The following is a 16,548-nucleotide window of genomic DNA, read 5'->3' on the forward strand; positions in this document are numbered from 1 at the left end:
TGTAGACCATCCAAGGCTCAATTTGAACCAAAGGGCGTGTTTATGGCACTGCTGCCGCTTGTCTCTTCGGGGGATTTCCCCCGAAGAGACCGATGATCCTATTTGCGGATTGCAGCCAGTTCAGCGAGTACGGAATCGACCACCTCGGCCCCGATCGTAGCCTTGTGCTTTTCGTAAACCACCATCGACTTTTCACGAATGCGCTTCTGCTCGTCCTCGGAGAGCTTGTTGACTTCAAGGCCAGCGGCCTTGATCTTTTCAAGCGACTTCTTGTTCAAGTCGGCAATGACGCCACGCTCCACATCACGGCCCACCGTTGCGCATTCGCGCAGAGCAGCCTGTTCTTCCGGAGCGTATGTGTCGAAGATCGCCTTGGAGAAGAGGAACAGGAACGGCGTGTAGGCGTGGTTGGTTTCCGTCACGTATTTTTGCACTTCGAAGAACTTAGACGTGTCGATCGTCACATAGGGGTTTTCCTGCGCATCGATGGTCTTTGTTTCGAGTGCAGAGAAGACTTCGCCAAAGGCCATTGGCGTTGCGTTGGCTCCCAGGTTCTGGAAAGTATCCAGGAAGATGTTGTTCTGCATCACGCGAACCTTCATCCCCTCGAAGTCTTCCCATTTATTGACCGGACGAACCGAGTTGGAGAGATTGCGGAAGCCGTTTTCCCAATAACCCAGATTGACCAGCCCGACAGCTGCCAGCTTTTCGGTCATCATGTCACCGAACTTGCCGTCGAGAACCTTGTAGGCTTCCTGCGCATTGGCGAACAGGAAGGGCAGGTCGAACACGCCAAGAGCAGGCTCAATGCCGACGAGCGGAGACGATGACGTGACGACCGCTTCCTGAACACCGGAGCGAAGAGCCTGCGTGGCCTGTAGATCGCCGCCAAGAGCTCCACCCCAGAATGCCTGAAGCTTCATCTTGCCGCCGGACTTCTCGTCCAGGCACTGTTGCATTGCCTTGATGCCGTTGCCGACCGGATGATCGGCGTTGATGCCGTTGGAGACACGGATGGTCCGCTCCTTGAACTCGGCAAAAGCCGGAGCGGCAGTGGAAACGGCAAATGCAAGTGCCGTCGTAGCAAACAGTAGTTTCTTCATGATCTTATCCTCCCTTTGGATTTCATGTTGAGACGTTTGCCGCTTCGTCACCTCAGCCATTGCGCTGGTACGGTGACGATCTGCGGAAAGATGACGAGCAGCATCAGGATGGCGACCTGCGCCAACAGGAACGGAGTAATACCTGTCACAACCTTGCCAAGCGGAACCCGCCCGACACCGCTAACGACGTTCAACACCACGCCCACCGGCGGTGTAATAAGGCCGATACAGCAGTTCATGATGAACATGACGCCGAAGTAGACCGGATCGATGCCCGCCTGTTTGATGATCGGCATCAGCACCGGCGTCAGGATCAAGATGGTCGGCGTCAGGTCGAGCGCGGTTCCCACCAGCAAGACAAGCAGCATGATGACGAACATCAGAAGCATCGGACGATCGATAAGAGGCTCGATGTAGCGGGTAATCTCGCCTGGAATGTTTGCAGCGGTGATGAGCCATGAGGAAACCAGGGCAGCGCAAACGAGGAACATGATGATCGCCGTGGTCTTGGCTGCCTGTAAAATAACGTGCGGCAGATCCCGTGGCTTCAATTCCCGATAAATGACCATGCCGACAAACATGGCATAGGCTGCAGCAATAACGGCGGCTTCTGTTGGCGTGACCACGCCAGCCTTGATGCCGCCAAGAATGATGATCGGCATTCCAAGCGCCCACGCCGCTCGTCCGGTTGCGCGCAGCCGCTCTCCACCGGAAGTCTTGGCAAGTGGCTTGACGTTATCCTTGCGAACCGTGATCTGCCACGCAACCACCAGCGCAAGGCCCATCAGGATGCCCGGGACGATGCCAGCCATGAAGAGCTGAGTAATGGAGACATTCGCTGCCACGCCAAAGACAATAAAGGCCATGGATGGCGGGATGACAGGTGCGATAATGCCGCCAGAGGCAATAAGCCCCGCAGAGCGGGGCACGTTGTAGCCAGCTTTCGCCATCATGGGGATGAGAATGGCCGCAAGTGCAGCGGTATCTGCCGCAGCGGAACCGGAAATGCTTGCCATGATCACGGCCGCCATGATGGCAACAATGCCGAGCCCGCCACGAATATGGCCCACACAGGCAATTGCAAAATCGATAATGCGGCGCGACAAGCCGCCGGAATTCATCAATTCGCCGGCAAGCACGAAGAACGGGATGGCCAGCAGCGTGAATGTATCCGCGCCGGCAATCATGTTTTGCGCAATAATCTGGCTGTTGAACATCCCCATGTACCACATGAGGGTAACGCCGCAGAACATGAGCGCGAATGCCACGGGCACGCCGATGGCCATAGCTCCGAGCAGGGACGCGATAAAGACGAGCAGTGTCATCAGGCGCGCTCCACCATTTTTTCTATGTTCTGACCTTCGCCCGCAAAGGCCGCAATCTCGTTTTCCGTAACGCGACCTGTCACGATCCGCAGCAGACGCTCGAAAGCAATGAGTGCGCAACCACCACCGGTGAAGAAGCCAATGCCATAGACCCAGCCCATGGAAAGGCCAGTAACCGGTGCTTTCATGCTGCTGTTGATCGGCAACTGCTTCCAGGTTCCCCAGAAGAAAAGCAGCGAAACACCGAGAATGACGAGGTTGCTCAGCAGCATGCAGACGATTCGCCCACGGCGGCCAAACAGGGCGACGAAACTCTCCACGCCCATATGGCCATATTCGCGAAATCCGACCACCGCACCGATGAAGGTGAGCCAGACGAAGAAATAGCGGGCCATTTCGTCTGAAACAGTGAGACCTGAATTGAAGCCGTAACGCAGGATCACGTTGAGGAACACCATGATCGCCATGCCCGAAAGCAACAGAATGAGCAGGATTTCCAGTAGCTTGTAAAAGAGGTTGATAGCCTTCGTCATAGGATCAGGCCCTGTCCGCCAGGCCGCGTTGCGCGAGATTGCGCAAAAGCGCCCGCGTGCCGAACGTCCATTCCGGGCAGGCATCGCTGCGATCGACGAAGTTGACGAGCTTTCCCAATTTCGGAGTGGAAATCTCCACCCGGTCGCCCACTTCGTGCGTGAAGCCAAGGCCTGCACCGCGCCGGTCCTTGACAGGCGCAAACATCGTTCCGAGGAAAAGGACGGCTCCATCCGGATATTGATGGTTGCGGTTGCGCAATTGCGAGACCAGATTTTCAGGCGTGCGGCTGATTGCTTCCATCGGGCTTTCACCCGTCATCTCGAAGCCGTCTTCTCCTTGCACGAGCAGGGAAACGCGCAATCTGCCAAGGTCAGCGAGGGTGAAGCCCTCATCGAAAAGGCGGATAAAGGGCCCGATTGCGCAGGAGGCGTTATTATCCTTGGCCTTTCCAAGCAGCAGGGCAGATCGTCCCTCGACGTCACGCAGGTTAACGTCATTGCCCAGCGTTGCGCCGAGGATTTTTCCGTCCGAACGGACCGCCAGCACTACCTCCGGCTCGGGATTGTTCCATTCGGAAATCGGGTGAATGCCAACCATGTCACCGCAAGCGACCGACGACATCGGCTGTGCCTTGGTAAAGATCTCGGCATCCGGCCCAATGCCCACTTCGAGGTACTGAGACCAGAGGCCCATATCCTGCAGCAGCGATTTTACCTTTGCTGCCTGCTCGGAGCCAGCGACCAGACCACGAAGGCTGTCGCCCAGAACCGGAGCGAGCTTTGCCCGTATCTCCTGCGCGCGGCCCGCATCGCCCTTTGCCTGTTCTTCGATGACACGCTCCAGCATGCTGTCGGCAAAAGTAACGCCAGCGGCTTTGACAGCCTGCAAATCAACCGGGGCAAGCAGCCTGCCGGCCTGACCCGAGAGGAATTCATTCAGCTCGCCCAGGTCATGCAGGTCTTCGGCCAGTTGAACCTTTGTCGCCACCTGCTCAATTTCAAGCAGTGAACTCATTGTGGCAGCGAGACTTGTCAGATCAAGAACACGCTGATTGCGCACGACAACCGGGCAGGGACCACCCAGCTCGTTGGACCAGACGCGCCCCACGAGAATGGCTTCGTCTGCATCATGCGGCAAAATTTCAATAGCACTCAGGCTGCGCTGTAACGCCAAGGCTTGCCTCCCCCATTTCCTCCTGGCGAGGGACACCTCCTGCCGCCTCGCCATATTGTCAGGATGTCTGACAACGTATTTTCTAAAGTATTAGGGGCAGTTTCCATTCCTGTCTAGTCCCCGGCAAGGGAGCAGACCAATTTGTGGGGAAAGCCTGACGGGTAAGGCCGCTTTGGCTGTTCAAAACTCTTCAAGGCTGAGATTGATACGGCTGGCAGCCCCCAACAGGTGCGTGCGCATTGCCTGACGAGCGCGTTTCGGATCCCTGCTGGCGATCGCATCCCGCAGCACCACATGCTCGGCAATCGTCACTTCGACGATTTCCTCCAAAACCGCACGGGCGCGGGCCGCATCGATGGCGTGGCTGATTCGCTCGGCAATGAAGCCGACGAACATCGCAAAATATTCGTTCTGGGTGGCCTCCGCTACGGCGCGATGGAACAGCAGATCCGCCTCAACGCCCTGGTGCGTCCATTTTTCGGCGCCGGTCATCCCGGCAAGAGCCTCATCGATCCTTGCGAGATCTTCGGCCGTGTGGTGCAGGGCCGCCAATCCGGCAGCTTCTATTTCCAGAGGAACACGTAGCTGAAAAAGGGCACGGAAGCTCTGCGGATCCCCCAGTTCTTCATCCTTGATCCGGATAGGGCGGGCGCACTTTTCGCTGACGAAAGCGCCAACCCCTTGTCGTGTTTCAACCAGCCCCTCATTGCGCAACTGTGCAATGGCCTCACGCACAACAGAGCGGCTGACGCCCAGCGTCTTCGACAGGCTGTGTTCCGTGGGAAGTCTTTCGCCGGGTTTCAGGTGTCCCTCGGTGATCTGAGCCGCGAGCTGCGCCGCAATACGCGCGGGCAGATGCTCGCTTCGCCTGATCTGTCCGATACTGATCTGCCCGCTATCCATCGCTTTTCCCCTGATGGCACCAGTTGCCAATGCTGATGTTCACGAATCCGGCGTGAAATTCAATTGGCAACCTGGATTCATGATGAGATCCGGATCGATTGCCTGTTTGACCGTTTTCAGCAAGCGGTGCTGCACATCTGGCAGGCGTGCCGCAAACTCGGGTTTCTTCAGTCGTCCGATCCCGTGTTCAGCGCTGATCGAGCCACCAAACCGATAGAGCACATCATTGATGACTACTTTGGATGTATAGATGCGCTGGGCAATCTCTTCCTTCGAAAGGCCGGAAGGCGGCAGCACGTTCAGATGAACATTGCCGTCTCCGACATGGCCATAGGAGACACAGAGGCAATCAGGGCAAGCTTCGTAAACCGCTGCTTCCGCTTCGCTCACGAAGGCTGGCAATTTGGAAAGAGGCACGGATACATCTGTGCGCAGATGCGCCCCACGCTTCGCCTGCCCTTCATTCATACCCTCGCGGAAGAGCCACAGATTGCGTGCCTGTGCTTTTGAACCAGCGACAACGCCATCGAGAACGAGCCCATCCACCATCACGCCTTCGAGAAACCTGTTCATCAGGTCGTCAACATCGACGAGACCGGACCCTGAAATTTCCATCAACACATAGGCTTCGTAGTCGCCGGAGATCGGCATGGGCAAATCCGGTATGGCCTCGCGTGCCAGCGTGAAGGCGACAGGCGGCATGAACTCGAAGGCCGACATCAGATCGCAGCAATCGCGCCGCGCACGGCGATAGAGGCGAATGGCGTCCTCAAGGGCCGGAAGCCCCAGCAAGGCCGTCGCCACCTGTTCAGCTGGCGGCATGAGCTTCACGGCAACTGCCGTTACAATGCCGAGCGTGCCCTCGGCGCCGATGAACAGCTGCTTCAGATCGATGCCACGATTATCCTTGCGCAGGGTTGAGAGGCCGTCAAACACCGACCCATCGGGCAGCACCACCTCAAGGCCAAGAACAAGCTCCCGCGTCATGCCATAGCGCAGCACGTTGATCCCGCCAGCATTGGTGGAGACATTGCCGCCAATGCGGCAAGAGCCCTGAGCGCCGAGGGAGAGCGGGAAATACAAACCTGCCTGCTCAACCTTATCCTTGAATTCCGCAAGGATTGCGCCTGCTTCCACAACAGCGGAGAAATCATCGGCATCTATCCGCCGGATCGCGCTCATGCGCTCGAGACTGATCACCACCTGCCGCTCCGGTTCGTCCGGCGTTGCCCCCAGCACCAAGCCGGTGTTTCCACCTTGCGGCACAATCGACAGGCCAAGATCCCGCACCGCTTTGACGGCCTCGGACACATCCTTCGTGCTACGGGGCCGGATGACGGCGATTGCACCAGAGGTAATATCTCCATGCCAATCGCGGCAATAGCGTTCCACTTCAGGGCCGTGTAGCACCAGATCATCTCCGAGACGCTCACACAGGGCAGACAAGGCTGCGGCGGCAATTGAAGTGGAGCTGTGATTGCTTGGACCCAAGGTCATGTCATCTCCTTGCAGCAGCCATCGCGGATCGACCTGGCTCTGCGCGTCAAAAATCGGTTTTCATCTCCATGATATAAGGTTATCAGACAACCTTACAATTGAATTTTTACGAGAGGTTCGTTTGTGGCGCACCTCATGCAGTGGAGGAGAAAAATCGATGCATATTCTCATCATCGGTGCAGCTGGAATGGTCGGGCGTAAACTGACGCAACGCCTTGTGCGCGACGGCTCCCTGAGAGGGAGGGGCGTTGAAACCCTGACGCTTGTCGATGTCGTTACACCGGAAGCGCCGGATGATTTCCCCGGCAGCGTGAACTGCGAGTTGGCGGATCTTTCAGCGCCGGGAACAGCCGAACGACTGGTTCAAAGCCGGCCGGATGTCATTTTCCACCTTGCAGCTATCGTGTCTGGAGAGGCCGAACTGGATTTCGAGAAAGGCTACCGCATCAACCTGGATGGAACCCGATACCTTTTCGATGCCATTCGCAAGGCAAACGAGACAGATGGCTATCGACCACGCCTGGTCTTCACCTCATCCATTGCAGTTGTCGGCGCACCGCTTCCCTTTCCCATTCCGGACGATTTCCACAGCACACCCCTCACCAGCTACGGAACGCAGAAGGCGATCTGCGAACTTCTTCTCTCCGATTATTCGCGCAAAGGCTTTTTCGACGGAATAGGCATTCGGCTCCCAACCATCTGCATTCGCCCCGGCAAGCCCAACAAGGCGGCTTCAGGCTTTTTTTCCAACATCCTCCGGGAGCCGTTGGTGGGGCAGGAGGCCATCCTTCCAGTCGGTGAGGATATTCGCCATTGGCACGCCTCGCCACGGTCAGCAGTTGGCTTTCTAATTCATGGTGCCACGATCGATCTGCAAGAGGTCGGCCCGAGGCGAAACCTCTCCATGCCTGGTTTGAGCGCGACCGTGGGTGAACAGATCGAAGCCCTTCGCAGAATTGCTGGCGAAAAGGCTGTAAAGCTGATCCGTCGCGAGCCGGATGAAATGATCATGCGGATGTGTGCCGGTTGGGCGCCAGGATTCGAGGCCACCCGCGCCCGCGCACTGGGCTTTACCGCAGAAAGTTCATTCGACGAGATAATCCGTATTCATATCGAGGATGAACTGGGAGGGACGCTATGAGCGAAGGACAGACACCGAAAATCGCGTTTCTCGGCACGGGGCTTATGGGTGCGCCCATGGCCTCCAGACTTCTCGGTGCTGGTTATCCTGTAACCGTCTGGAACAGGGATGCACGGAAGGCGCAGGTGCTTGTGGGGCAGGGGGCAATGCTGGCGGCTGATCCAGGCGATGCTGTTCGCGATGCCGAGATTGTCTTCACCATGCTTTCAGATGGTCAAGCTGTTGAAGACGTGCTCTTCAAAACAGGTGTTGCCAGCAATCTTCGTCGGGGGGCAACGGTTATTGATTGCTCCTCAATTGCGCCACCCGTGGCACAAGACCATGCCCGCCGTCTGGAGGAACGCGGAGTATCCCACGTCGATGCGCCCGTCTCCGGGGGCGTCGTTGGAGCGCAGGCCGGCACGCTGGCGATAATGGCTGGTGGCAATTCAGAGGTGATCGGCAAACTGAAGGCGATCTTCGCCCCGCTTGGGCGTGTCACCCACGTCGGACCGTCCGGCGCTGGGCAGATTTGCAAACTGGCAAACCAGCAGATCGTGGCGATTACCATCGGCGCTCTTGCCGAAGCCATGATGCTGGTGGAAGCAGGCGGAGCCTCTCGCGAAAAATTCCGGGAGGCCATTCGCGGCGGTTTTGCTGAAAGCCGTATTCTCGAACTTCATGGTGCACGCATGGTGGAGCGACAATTCGAGCCTGGCGGTCCATCACGCTTGCAGTTGAAGGATCTCAACGCGGTGGCGCAGATGGCACGTGATCTTTCGCTGACATTGCCTCTGACCAACGAAGTTCGGACGGCCTTCGAGGCCTTCGTCGCAGACGGCCATAGCGAAACCGACCATAGCGGTCTGCTTCTTCATCTGGAGAAGATCAATCGCCAAGCTGGCGGTTCAGCAAACTGAACCATAACTCAGGCAGGATTGCATGCCCCGCGATTCGGGCGGGCATCCTGCCTTGTATGCAAGTATCTGTCAGCATGAATACATCGCGCTCTGCGCTTTGAACCCAACGGTTTCCACATCCATTTCCTGACCTACGGGTAATAGCTCGTCTGCCGTAAGGGGCCTAGCCACGACTTCGTTCTCGTGCGGCCTCGAGCCGATACGCTACCGTTACGATTTTATCTTGACAGTTTTTATCATGTTTTTTATTGGCTGAAGAAGGGCACTTCAGTCGATCCCGGTTTCTACGTTCAACGCATCATCAATGCGGTCGCGTCTTCGCGCCCGTACCCTTTGTTGTGAAAGGTCAATCATGCCTAGCCTAACCTTCCGTCTGCTCGCTTGCACAAGTCTCTTGGCCCTGACCATGGCGGATCAGGTTGCTGCGCAGGATGCCAGCAGTGACTCTGTCGTGCTTCAGCGCGTCAGCGTGAAAGGGAACAGGCTGGGTGCGCCCAAAGGAAGCGCGACAGATACACCGCTGACCCGCGAGATTCGGCGGGAAACACTCGAAGCGAGACAGATCAACAGCCTATCGGACCTTGGGCGGGCGACCGAACCTGGCGTCAATTTCAACCGCAGCAATGGCTCGGTAAACATTCGCGGCTTGGAGGGCAGCCGCGTTCTGACAACCATCGACGGCATTCCGCTACCTTACATTAGCGATGCGACGCGCAACGCATCTGGTGGAAGCGACACGATGAATTTTGCCGCCCTGTCGGCTGTTGATGTCATGCGAGGTGCAGATTCCAGTCGCGCTGGCGCAGGTGCCTTGGGTGGCGTGCTTGCCTATCGCACCCTTGAACCTGAAGATCTTATTGGTGAAGGGCGCCAATGGCGCGGCATGGCAAAAACCACCTATGATAGTTCCGACAGGAGCTGGCAGGGTGCCGCAGCGGTGGCAGGACGGGTTGAAGGCACCTCCGCACTCTTCCAGGCCAGCTATCGCCGTGGCGATGAAATTCGCAGCAATGGCAACCGGGATGCTTATGGAGCGGCCCGAACCGAAGCCAACCCCGCCGAGTTCGATGACAACAATCTGCTTTTCAAGCTTCGTCAGGATCTGGTGGACGGCCATAACATCGGCCTGACGTTTGAACGTTACCGCAAGACGCGCGATACAGACATGCGCACATTGCAGGCGGTGAACGGGAATTACAGACCCGGCAACTATACGGCGGATAAAGATAACGACCGAAACCGCATTTCGCTCGATTACCGATTTGAAGGCGAGGGCAAAGACGGTCTGATCGATAGCATGTGGGCCTCGCTCTATTTACAGAAGCTGGGCATGATGGATGGCTATACCGGCATTCGATCCTCAAGCGTTGTCGGTCCGATCGGCCGTGAAAACACAACGGACGAAAGAAACTTCGGCCTCATCGGAGCGGCGCAAAAGACAGTCACCATCGGGGCACTGGAACATCGCTTCACATTCGGCTTCGATCTCGCCACGCTGACAAGCGAGCAGTATTCAGCCGGCTATGATGCGTGCCCTCCAAAGCCTGCCACGGGTATCTTCACCGGCGCTGCTTCTGCATGCAACAACCTCCATACTAATCAGGCCGATACGCCCAAAATCGATGGCAACCGGATAGGTCTCTACATCGATGACGAGATTGCGCTGGGTCATTCCGGTTTGCATCTCACTCCAGGCGTCCGCTTTGATTGGGTGAGCTATGAACCACAAATGACAGATGCTTTCGCCCGTAACGCATCAAGGCTGTCTCTCCCGGCATCATTCGAAGATACGGCTATTTCGCCGAAACTGCGCCTGACCTACGATTTGGCACCAAACGCGGAACTGTTTGCGCAATGGGCAATGGGCTTCCGTGCTCCAAACTCCGGCGAGCTTTACAGCCGTTTCGGCGCCACGGGCACCTATCTGCGCATTGGTAATGCAAACTTGAAATCGGAAACGAGCGATGGCTTCGAGCTTGGTGCCAATCTGGGCGACGACCGTTTCGGCGGGCGAGTGAATCTCTTCTACAACAAGTATAAGAATTTCATCGATCAACGCAGTCTCACAGCCGCGGAAGCAGCAGCCAGCGGCTATAGGCTGTCTGACTACCGCCAGGGTGGCATCACGCAATATCGCAATATCTCGGATGCAGAGATTTACGGCCTCGAAGTTTCCGGCCAGCGTATATTCGATAATGGCTTCCGGATCGCGGCAAGTCTCTCAGCGCTGGGCAGCAAAGACCTGGATAACGATACATTTATCCGCTCTGTCGCGCCTATGAAGGCAGTGGCAAGTTTCGGCTATGACACGGAAAGCTGGGGCGTAGGTCTGGATTTGATCGGCGTTGGCGCATCCAAGCGTGATGATGGCAAGGGTGGCACCTATTTTCCCACAAGCGGTTACGGACTGGTTGACCTGACGGCATGGTGGGAGCCAGAGCAGGCCAAGGGGCTGAGGATCAATGCGGGCATCTATAACGTCTTCGACAAGACCTATTACGACTACGCCTCCGTCCGCACCAACTCAAACGTCCAGGCCCGAGAATTTTATTCGGAGCCGGGCCGCAGCTTCAAGATATCTCTGACGCAGCGCTTTTGATCATTGAAGAGCAGGCGAGGCTCGCAAGTCCTCGCCATCCCATTGTTACTTGCGCAACGAAAGGCGGAGCAGCAATGCTCCGCCATCAGCAATATCAGCTATGCCGGGCTTGAGGCAGGATGAAGGGGACCTCGCCGCGGGGTATCCTCCCCACGATTCCAGAGATTCCGTAGACTTGAGCCAAAACTGCATCGGTTAGCGTAGAGCAGGGGGCTCCCCGCGCGCGTATATGTCCTTCATCGAGGACAATGATCTGATCCGCAAATTCCGCTGCCAGATTGAGATCATGAAGGATTGCCAGCAAGATCCCTCCATCATTGCTGAACTGCTTGGCAAGCTCCAACACAGATATCTGATGGCGTAAATCGAGGCTTGCCGTCGGCTCATCCAGGAAAAGTGCCTCAGGTTTTCCATTGCTGATTGGGTTTGGCACCTGTGCCAGCGCCCTTGCAAGATGAACACGTTGCTGCTCTCCACCGGATAAGGTGGAGTAGCTGCGGCCTTCAAACCCTGCAAGTCCGACCTTCATCAAGGCCTTCCTGGCGTCCGCTTCGGGTGCCGTCGCACCACGCGCCACCGCACCCATTCGAACAATTTCCAGCACCGAGAAGGGGAAAGACAGTTCCAACGATTGCGGCAGCACCGCTCTCTGCTGGGCCAAGGTTCTGGCATCCAGATCCGCGATATTGTCACCGTGATAGGTGACAATACCACGCGTCAGCCGAAGCTCGCCGGTCAGGGCCTTGAGCAGTGTCGATTTGCCAGCGCCATTCGGGCCTATAATGGCGGTAAAACTTGCCGGCGGAAGCTCAAGATCGATCTGGTGGAGCAAGGATCGGCCAGATCGTTGAATGGTCACCGATCGTGCCGCTATCATGGACCCACTCCGGCATTCAATGTCCGTCGCCTGCCGAATATCAATGCGAGGAATACTGGGGCACCAAGCAGTGCCGTGATGATGCCGATGGGGAGTTCAGCGGGCGCAACCATCACGCGGGCAATACTATCGGCAAAGAGGAGAAGTGCTGCGCCTCCCATGGCAGAAGCGGGGAGGAGGAAGCGGTGGGAGGGGCCCATTACCAAACGGAGAAGGTGAGGTACGACGATGCCAACAAAGCCGATTGATCCCGCAGCAGCAACGGTTGCTCCGCATGCGGCTGCAATGGCAACTATCACCAGTCGTTTCAACCTTTGCACCCGGATACCCATGTGAAAGGCGGCGGCATCGCCCAGCACAAGAGCGTCGAGTCCCCTTGCAATGGTAGGAATGATGCCCACTACAAGCAAAACCAGTGGTGCAACGGAGAGAACGCGTGGCCACGTAGCTCCACTTAGGGAACCAAGCGACCAGAACGTAATATCCCTCAATTGCCTATCATCGGCGATGTAGATCAAAAGGCCCATGACGGCTGCGCTCATGGCACCCACAGCGATTCCTGCTAAAATCAGCGTGCTTGCATGCGTTTGCCCGCCCACAGTAGCAATTCTGTACAAAAGCCACGTATTGAGCAGGCTACCGGTAAACGCCATGAGAGGCACGAACTGATTGCCGAAGAGGAGCGATAGCGCTGCAAGCGGCCCAGAGCCAAGAACAATAGCGATGATTGCGAAAAGCGCGGCCCCGGAAGTGACACCAACAATTCCGGGATCGGCAAGAGGATTGCGAAAAAGGCTCTGCATCATGGCACCCGACAGCGCCAGACCTGCGCCAACCAGTATGGCAAGAGCGGTTCTCGGCAGGCGCACGGCCTCTAGGACAACCCGGTCCTGCAGGCTGAGTGTTTGCCCGTGACCAGTCAGGTAAAGCCATAAATGCGGTAGGCTTACACCTGTTGCGCCGACCGCAAGCGAAACTGCAATAGCAATGGCCAACAACAATACGAGCGCCAAAAGGCAATGTGCGGCGATACGAGACCTGTCTCCGCCCACGTCAACGCGCCAAAGACGAAATGCGGCCGGAACCACGTTTATTGGCTCCCACCATACAGTTTGGCGTGCAAAAGCCTGATTGCCTCAGGTGTACGCGGTCCAAAACCCGTCAAGAGCAGCGCGTCCATGCTCAGCAATGCCTTGTTGGTTGCCGCTGGTGAGGAAGCGAGAGCTGGGACCTGGAAAACCTGCTCTGGCGTCAGGTGATGATTGCCACTTTGCATGACAAGCACGAAGTCTGGTTTTGCCGCGATGACAGCCTCATCGGTCATCGGCTTGTAGCCATTTATCTGGTCCGCTGCGTTCACGCCGCCAGCCATTTCAATCAATGCGCCGGCTTCTGTACCATGTCCGCCGACCATGACACGTCCATTGGCAAGGGAGAGGACAAAAAGAACACGTTTGCGCGGATGAACGGTGTTGGACGTCTTGGAAAGAAGAGAGGTAATGTCCCTTGCCACCTGCGTGGCCAGGCTATCCGCCTTATCCTTCAAGCCAACCGCCAGACCTACGTCGCGAATTCGGCGAGAAATGGAATCTGCCTCAGCCTCGGACTTGATCGTGATGATGGGAATTCCGCTGGTGCGCAGAACCGCCAACGCATCGGCAGGGCCAGCGCCCTCCTGTAGCAAAATCAGATCTGGATTCTGGGCAATGATCCCCTCAGGAGACAGTGCACGAATGTATCCGATATCAGGCTTTTCTCGTGCCGAGGCCGGATAAATGCTGGTGGCATCCACGGCCACAATCCGATCCTGCGCATCAAGGGCATAAAGGATTTCTGTTATCGTACCGCCCACGGAAACGATACGGCTGCTTTGCGGATATTGCTGCACATCATCCGCATGAACTGCTCCCTGACACAAGGTACATATCATGAGCGCCGCAATGCCAAACAACCGTTTCAGTTCAAAGCGAGGCATGCACTCAATCCTTTACCAAACCAGCAGGGCTTTTTGGCACCTGACAAACATGATTATCAATGTCATCTTTTATGGCTTTCCAAACGGAATGGCAATATATATCATGAGTCAAGAATACCACTTTAGGGCAATCGATAATGTATATCGCGATGAACCGTTTCCGCGTCGTTTCCGGCTTCGAGGAGGCTTTTGAAGACATGTGGCGAACACGCGAGCGCCATCTGTCCTCTATGCCAGGATATCTGGAGTTCCATATGCTGCGCGGCAAAAAACAGGAGGGGCACACACTATACCTGTCCCACACTGTATGGGAAAGCGAAGACCATTTTGTCGCCTGGACCAAGTCAGAGCAGTTTCGGGCAGCCCATGCCCGTGCTGGCCAAAATAATCGGCAGGTGCAGTATCAATCGGGGCCACATTTCGAGGGCTTTGAAGTCATTATTCACGAAGACCGCAGCGGCAACAGGGCGGAAGCTGCATGACCAGGCCGCTATCAACGACGGTCGAGGCCGAACACCGGCTTCAACGGGCAAGAAACGCAGTGGCCGTCAATCCCGATGGTGTTGTGGAAGCATTGGCTGCCGAGGCTGACGTCAGCCCATCAGAAATACTGACGGTTTTGCCCAACGCCTCTGTTGTGACGGTCGAAGCAGATACGTTCGACGCCATATGGGCCGAACTCACACTGTGGAATGAGGTTCTCGCGATCATTCAGACGGAAGACGTTGTTCTGGAGGTAACCGGCCGTTTGCCGCAGGGAACGGAGGGGCGGGGATGGTTCAACATTCATGGCGACAGTCCGATTGGCGGGCATATCCGCAAAACCAGCTGTGCCAGCATCGCATTCGTGGATCGGCCTTTCCATGGCCGCCGTTCCTGCTCCGTCTGGTTCATGACCGCGGCAGGACGCGCAATGTTCAAGATTTTTGTGCCTCGTGACGAGAAGCGAGACCTTAAACAGGAACCATTGCTGCAATTTGAAGCAATGATGAAGCGATATGGCGCTCGCCAATCGTAACGGCGTAGCTGGCACGCCTTTCGACGCCTGAGATAAATGTTTGACGATCACCAGCTGCAGGCAAACTGGAGCGGGGGAGCGTGACACGCGTTATCTCGGCAGTAGGATCTCACTGACCTCAGTGTACTGAAGACGACATGTACCCACCCAGCTCCACAATGAAATCACGTAAGTCATGTTATGGAACTTAATGTGGTGTGAGCAAGTTTGCGGTGACCTACTGGAAGTAATTGAATTTCAGAGGCAATAGAGCTGCGCCGATAGCTGCACCATCACGCCCAAGGCCGCATACCTCAAGCTGTGCCCGATAACCTACGGCCTCAGAACTGAGCGGAGTGCGAGTTTCAAAACGTTCGAGAAGCAGATGCGCCAGTTTGGTGGGAAGCGCGCCCCCCAGCACTATCGCTTGCGGATCCAGTACAGCACCCAGTGCATCAATCAAGCGATAAACCTGCGGCATGACTTTGTCGATCCAGGGTGCGACGCCAGGCCACGCGGGATCGAAGCGCTCGTAAAGATCGCCGGTTCCACGGACTTCAATGCCTGCCGCCTGAAGATCTACCAGAAGGTTAGAGAGTGCAGGACGCCTATCCTGCTCGCTTGCGGAGAATATCCTGGTCAGCTCTCCTGCATTGCCGAAATGACCGAAATACGGCTTTCCATCGATGATTAGCCCGCCGCTAATCTCGTCGTTGAAGGCGATCAGCGCAAAGCTCCGATATTTTTGTCCCACGCCAACCAGGCTCTCAGCAATTGCTGTGGCCGTTGCATCATTTTGCAAGATAATCGGCAAGCCAAACTGAGCCTCCAATTGTGGTATGAGATCAACGGCGGACCAAGCCTTGTCTGTGGTACCAGGAAAGCCACGTGGCAATGCAAAGCCAAGTCCACAAAGGCTTTCGCGCATGACCCCTGCCCCATCCAGCATCTGGTCGCAGGCAGACCTTATTTGCGCAAGCGAACGTCTCGACACCTCATCAACCGCCGTCAGGCTGCGGCGCGCAATGACCTGGCAATTGAAATCGGTCAGCGTCAGGATGGTCGCGTCAGCATCAACGCTGATCCCGAGCGAATGAACGGCGCTTCCTGTTAGCGACAGCAAGGGGCTGGGTTTGCCCCTTCCGTGGGGCTTTCCACGAACGGTGGTCACCAATCCGTCCGAGATCAGACCCTCGATCAATCGATGCACCGATTGCTGCGTCAAATCCGTAAGCTCCGTGACATTCGCACGCGCAATGGGTTGATGACGGCGCAAAAGTTCAAGCAGCCTGCGCTGATTGTAACTTAATCTCTGCATTTCCAGTAACTTGCTCAGCATGCTGACAACATTCACATTCACGCGCCTGAAGCGCGAGCTCCCTATTCGCTTGTATAACACTGTTTGCTAAAAAGCATGGTCCGCCATCGAACCGAACACGCGTTACCCAAAGAAGAAGCTGAAGTTGTCTACGAACAAAGAGATGGAAAGAGAGTTCCTGGTCAGTTGCAGGCGCCTGGAAACTCT

Annotated in this window: 15 protein-coding genes; 5 read left to right on the forward strand and 10 right to left on the reverse strand. The window is 56.4% G+C overall.

The annotated features are described in order from the left end of the window. Positions 1-98: 98 nt before the first annotated feature. The 6 genes from ACFSE1_RS05325 to ACFSE1_RS05350 all read right to left on the reverse strand — a co-directional run bounded on the left by ACFSE1_RS05325 (position 99) and on the right by ACFSE1_RS05350 (position 6,535). The gene (locus ACFSE1_RS05325; RefSeq protein WP_377397454.1) at positions 99-1,103 is read right to left on the reverse strand and encodes a TRAP transporter substrate-binding protein; all 1,005 of its coding nucleotides are present in this window, start codon (positions 1,101-1,103) and stop codon (positions 99-101) included. A 47-nt stretch (positions 1,104-1,150) separates the two neighbouring features. Next, positions 1,151-2,428 (reverse strand): TRAP transporter large permease, encoded by a 1,278-nt coding sequence (locus tag ACFSE1_RS05330; protein ID WP_377397457.1) that lies wholly within the window; start codon positions 2,426-2,428, stop codon positions 1,151-1,153. Further along, positions 2,428-2,961 (reverse strand): TRAP transporter small permease, encoded by a 534-nt coding sequence (locus ACFSE1_RS05335; RefSeq protein ID WP_377397460.1) that lies wholly within the window; start codon positions 2,959-2,961, stop codon positions 2,428-2,430. Before ACFSE1_RS05335 ends, ACFSE1_RS05330 begins: the two co-directional genes overlap by 1 nt. Before the next feature lie 4 nt (positions 2,962-2,965). After that, the gene (locus tag ACFSE1_RS05340; protein ID WP_377397463.1) at positions 2,966-4,135 is read right to left on the reverse strand and encodes a fumarylacetoacetate hydrolase family protein; all 1,170 of its coding nucleotides are present in this window, start codon (positions 4,133-4,135) and stop codon (positions 2,966-2,968) included. Positions 4,136-4,315: 180 nt separating this feature from the next. Beyond that, positions 4,316-5,038 (reverse strand): FadR/GntR family transcriptional regulator, encoded by a 723-nt coding sequence (locus ACFSE1_RS05345; RefSeq protein WP_377397466.1) that lies wholly within the window; start codon positions 5,036-5,038, stop codon positions 4,316-4,318. A gap of 39 nt (positions 5,039-5,077) precedes the next feature. Further along, the gene (locus ACFSE1_RS05350) at positions 5,078-6,535 is read right to left on the reverse strand and encodes an FAD-binding oxidoreductase (protein ID WP_377397469.1); all 1,458 of its coding nucleotides are present in this window, start codon (positions 6,533-6,535) and stop codon (positions 5,078-5,080) included. 157 nt (positions 6,536-6,692) lie between these two features. Here ACFSE1_RS05350 and denD point away from each other — a divergent pair, with 157 nt between their 5' ends. The 3 genes from denD (at position 6,693) to ACFSE1_RS05365 (ending at position 11,174) form a co-directional block, all read left to right on the forward strand. Continuing rightward, positions 6,693-7,676: a D-erythronate dehydrogenase gene (gene denD / locus ACFSE1_RS05355; protein ID WP_377397472.1), complete on the forward strand. Its 984-nt coding sequence runs from the start codon at positions 6,693-6,695 to the stop codon at positions 7,674-7,676. Continuing rightward, the gene (locus tag ACFSE1_RS05360) at positions 7,673-8,575 is read left to right on the forward strand and encodes an NAD(P)-dependent oxidoreductase (RefSeq protein WP_377397475.1); all 903 of its coding nucleotides are present in this window, start codon (positions 7,673-7,675) and stop codon (positions 8,573-8,575) included. Before denD ends, ACFSE1_RS05360 begins: the two co-directional genes overlap by 4 nt. A 352-nt stretch (positions 8,576-8,927) precedes the next feature. Further along, positions 8,928-11,174 (forward strand): TonB-dependent hemoglobin/transferrin/lactoferrin family receptor, encoded by a 2,247-nt coding sequence (locus ACFSE1_RS05365; protein ID WP_377397478.1) that lies wholly within the window; start codon positions 8,928-8,930, stop codon positions 11,172-11,174. Between the two features lie 94 nt (positions 11,175-11,268). On the opposite strand, the gene ACFSE1_RS05370 is transcribed toward ACFSE1_RS05365, so the two are convergent. The 3 genes from ACFSE1_RS05370 to ACFSE1_RS05380 are packed head-to-tail and all read right to left on the reverse strand — an operon-like array spanning position 11,269 to position 14,026. Then, positions 11,269-12,051, reverse strand: a complete 783-nt coding sequence (locus ACFSE1_RS05370) for a heme ABC transporter ATP-binding protein (protein WP_377397481.1) — start codon at positions 12,049-12,051, stop codon at positions 11,269-11,271. Further along, the gene (locus ACFSE1_RS05375; RefSeq protein ID WP_377397484.1) at positions 12,048-13,139 is read right to left on the reverse strand and encodes a FecCD family ABC transporter permease; all 1,092 of its coding nucleotides are present in this window, start codon (positions 13,137-13,139) and stop codon (positions 12,048-12,050) included. Before ACFSE1_RS05375 ends, ACFSE1_RS05370 begins: the two co-directional genes overlap by 4 nt. Before the next feature lie 2 nt (positions 13,140-13,141). Beyond that, positions 13,142-14,026 carry a heme/hemin ABC transporter substrate-binding protein gene (locus ACFSE1_RS05380; protein WP_377397487.1) on the reverse strand — a complete coding sequence of 295 codons (885 nt, stop codon included), beginning with the start codon at positions 14,024-14,026 and terminating at the stop codon, positions 13,142-13,144. A 137-nt stretch (positions 14,027-14,163) separates the two neighbouring features. Here ACFSE1_RS05380 and hmuQ point away from each other — a divergent pair, with 137 nt between their 5' ends. Both hmuQ and hutX read left to right on the forward strand, forming a co-directional pair. Then, positions 14,164-14,508 carry a heme-degrading protein HmuQ gene (gene hmuQ / locus ACFSE1_RS05385; protein WP_377397490.1) on the forward strand — a complete coding sequence of 115 codons (345 nt, stop codon included), beginning with the start codon at positions 14,164-14,166 and terminating at the stop codon, positions 14,506-14,508. Beyond that, a complete protein-coding gene (hutX, locus tag ACFSE1_RS05390) occupies positions 14,505-15,044 on the forward strand; it encodes a heme utilization cystosolic carrier protein HutX (protein WP_377397493.1) in 540 nt (179 codons plus the stop codon). Before hmuQ ends, hutX begins: the two co-directional genes overlap by 4 nt. A gap of 217 nt (positions 15,045-15,261) precedes the next feature. Here hutX and ACFSE1_RS05395 read toward each other — a convergent pair whose 3' ends face one another. Then, the gene (locus ACFSE1_RS05395; protein ID WP_377397496.1) at positions 15,262-16,362 is read right to left on the reverse strand and encodes an ROK family transcriptional regulator; all 1,101 of its coding nucleotides are present in this window, start codon (positions 16,360-16,362) and stop codon (positions 15,262-15,264) included. Between the last annotated feature and the right edge of the window lie 186 nt (positions 16,363-16,548).

This window comes from Affinirhizobium helianthi (genome assembly GCF_042680945.1).
Classification (GTDB): domain Bacteria; phylum Pseudomonadota; class Alphaproteobacteria; order Rhizobiales; family Rhizobiaceae; genus Neorhizobium; species Neorhizobium helianthi.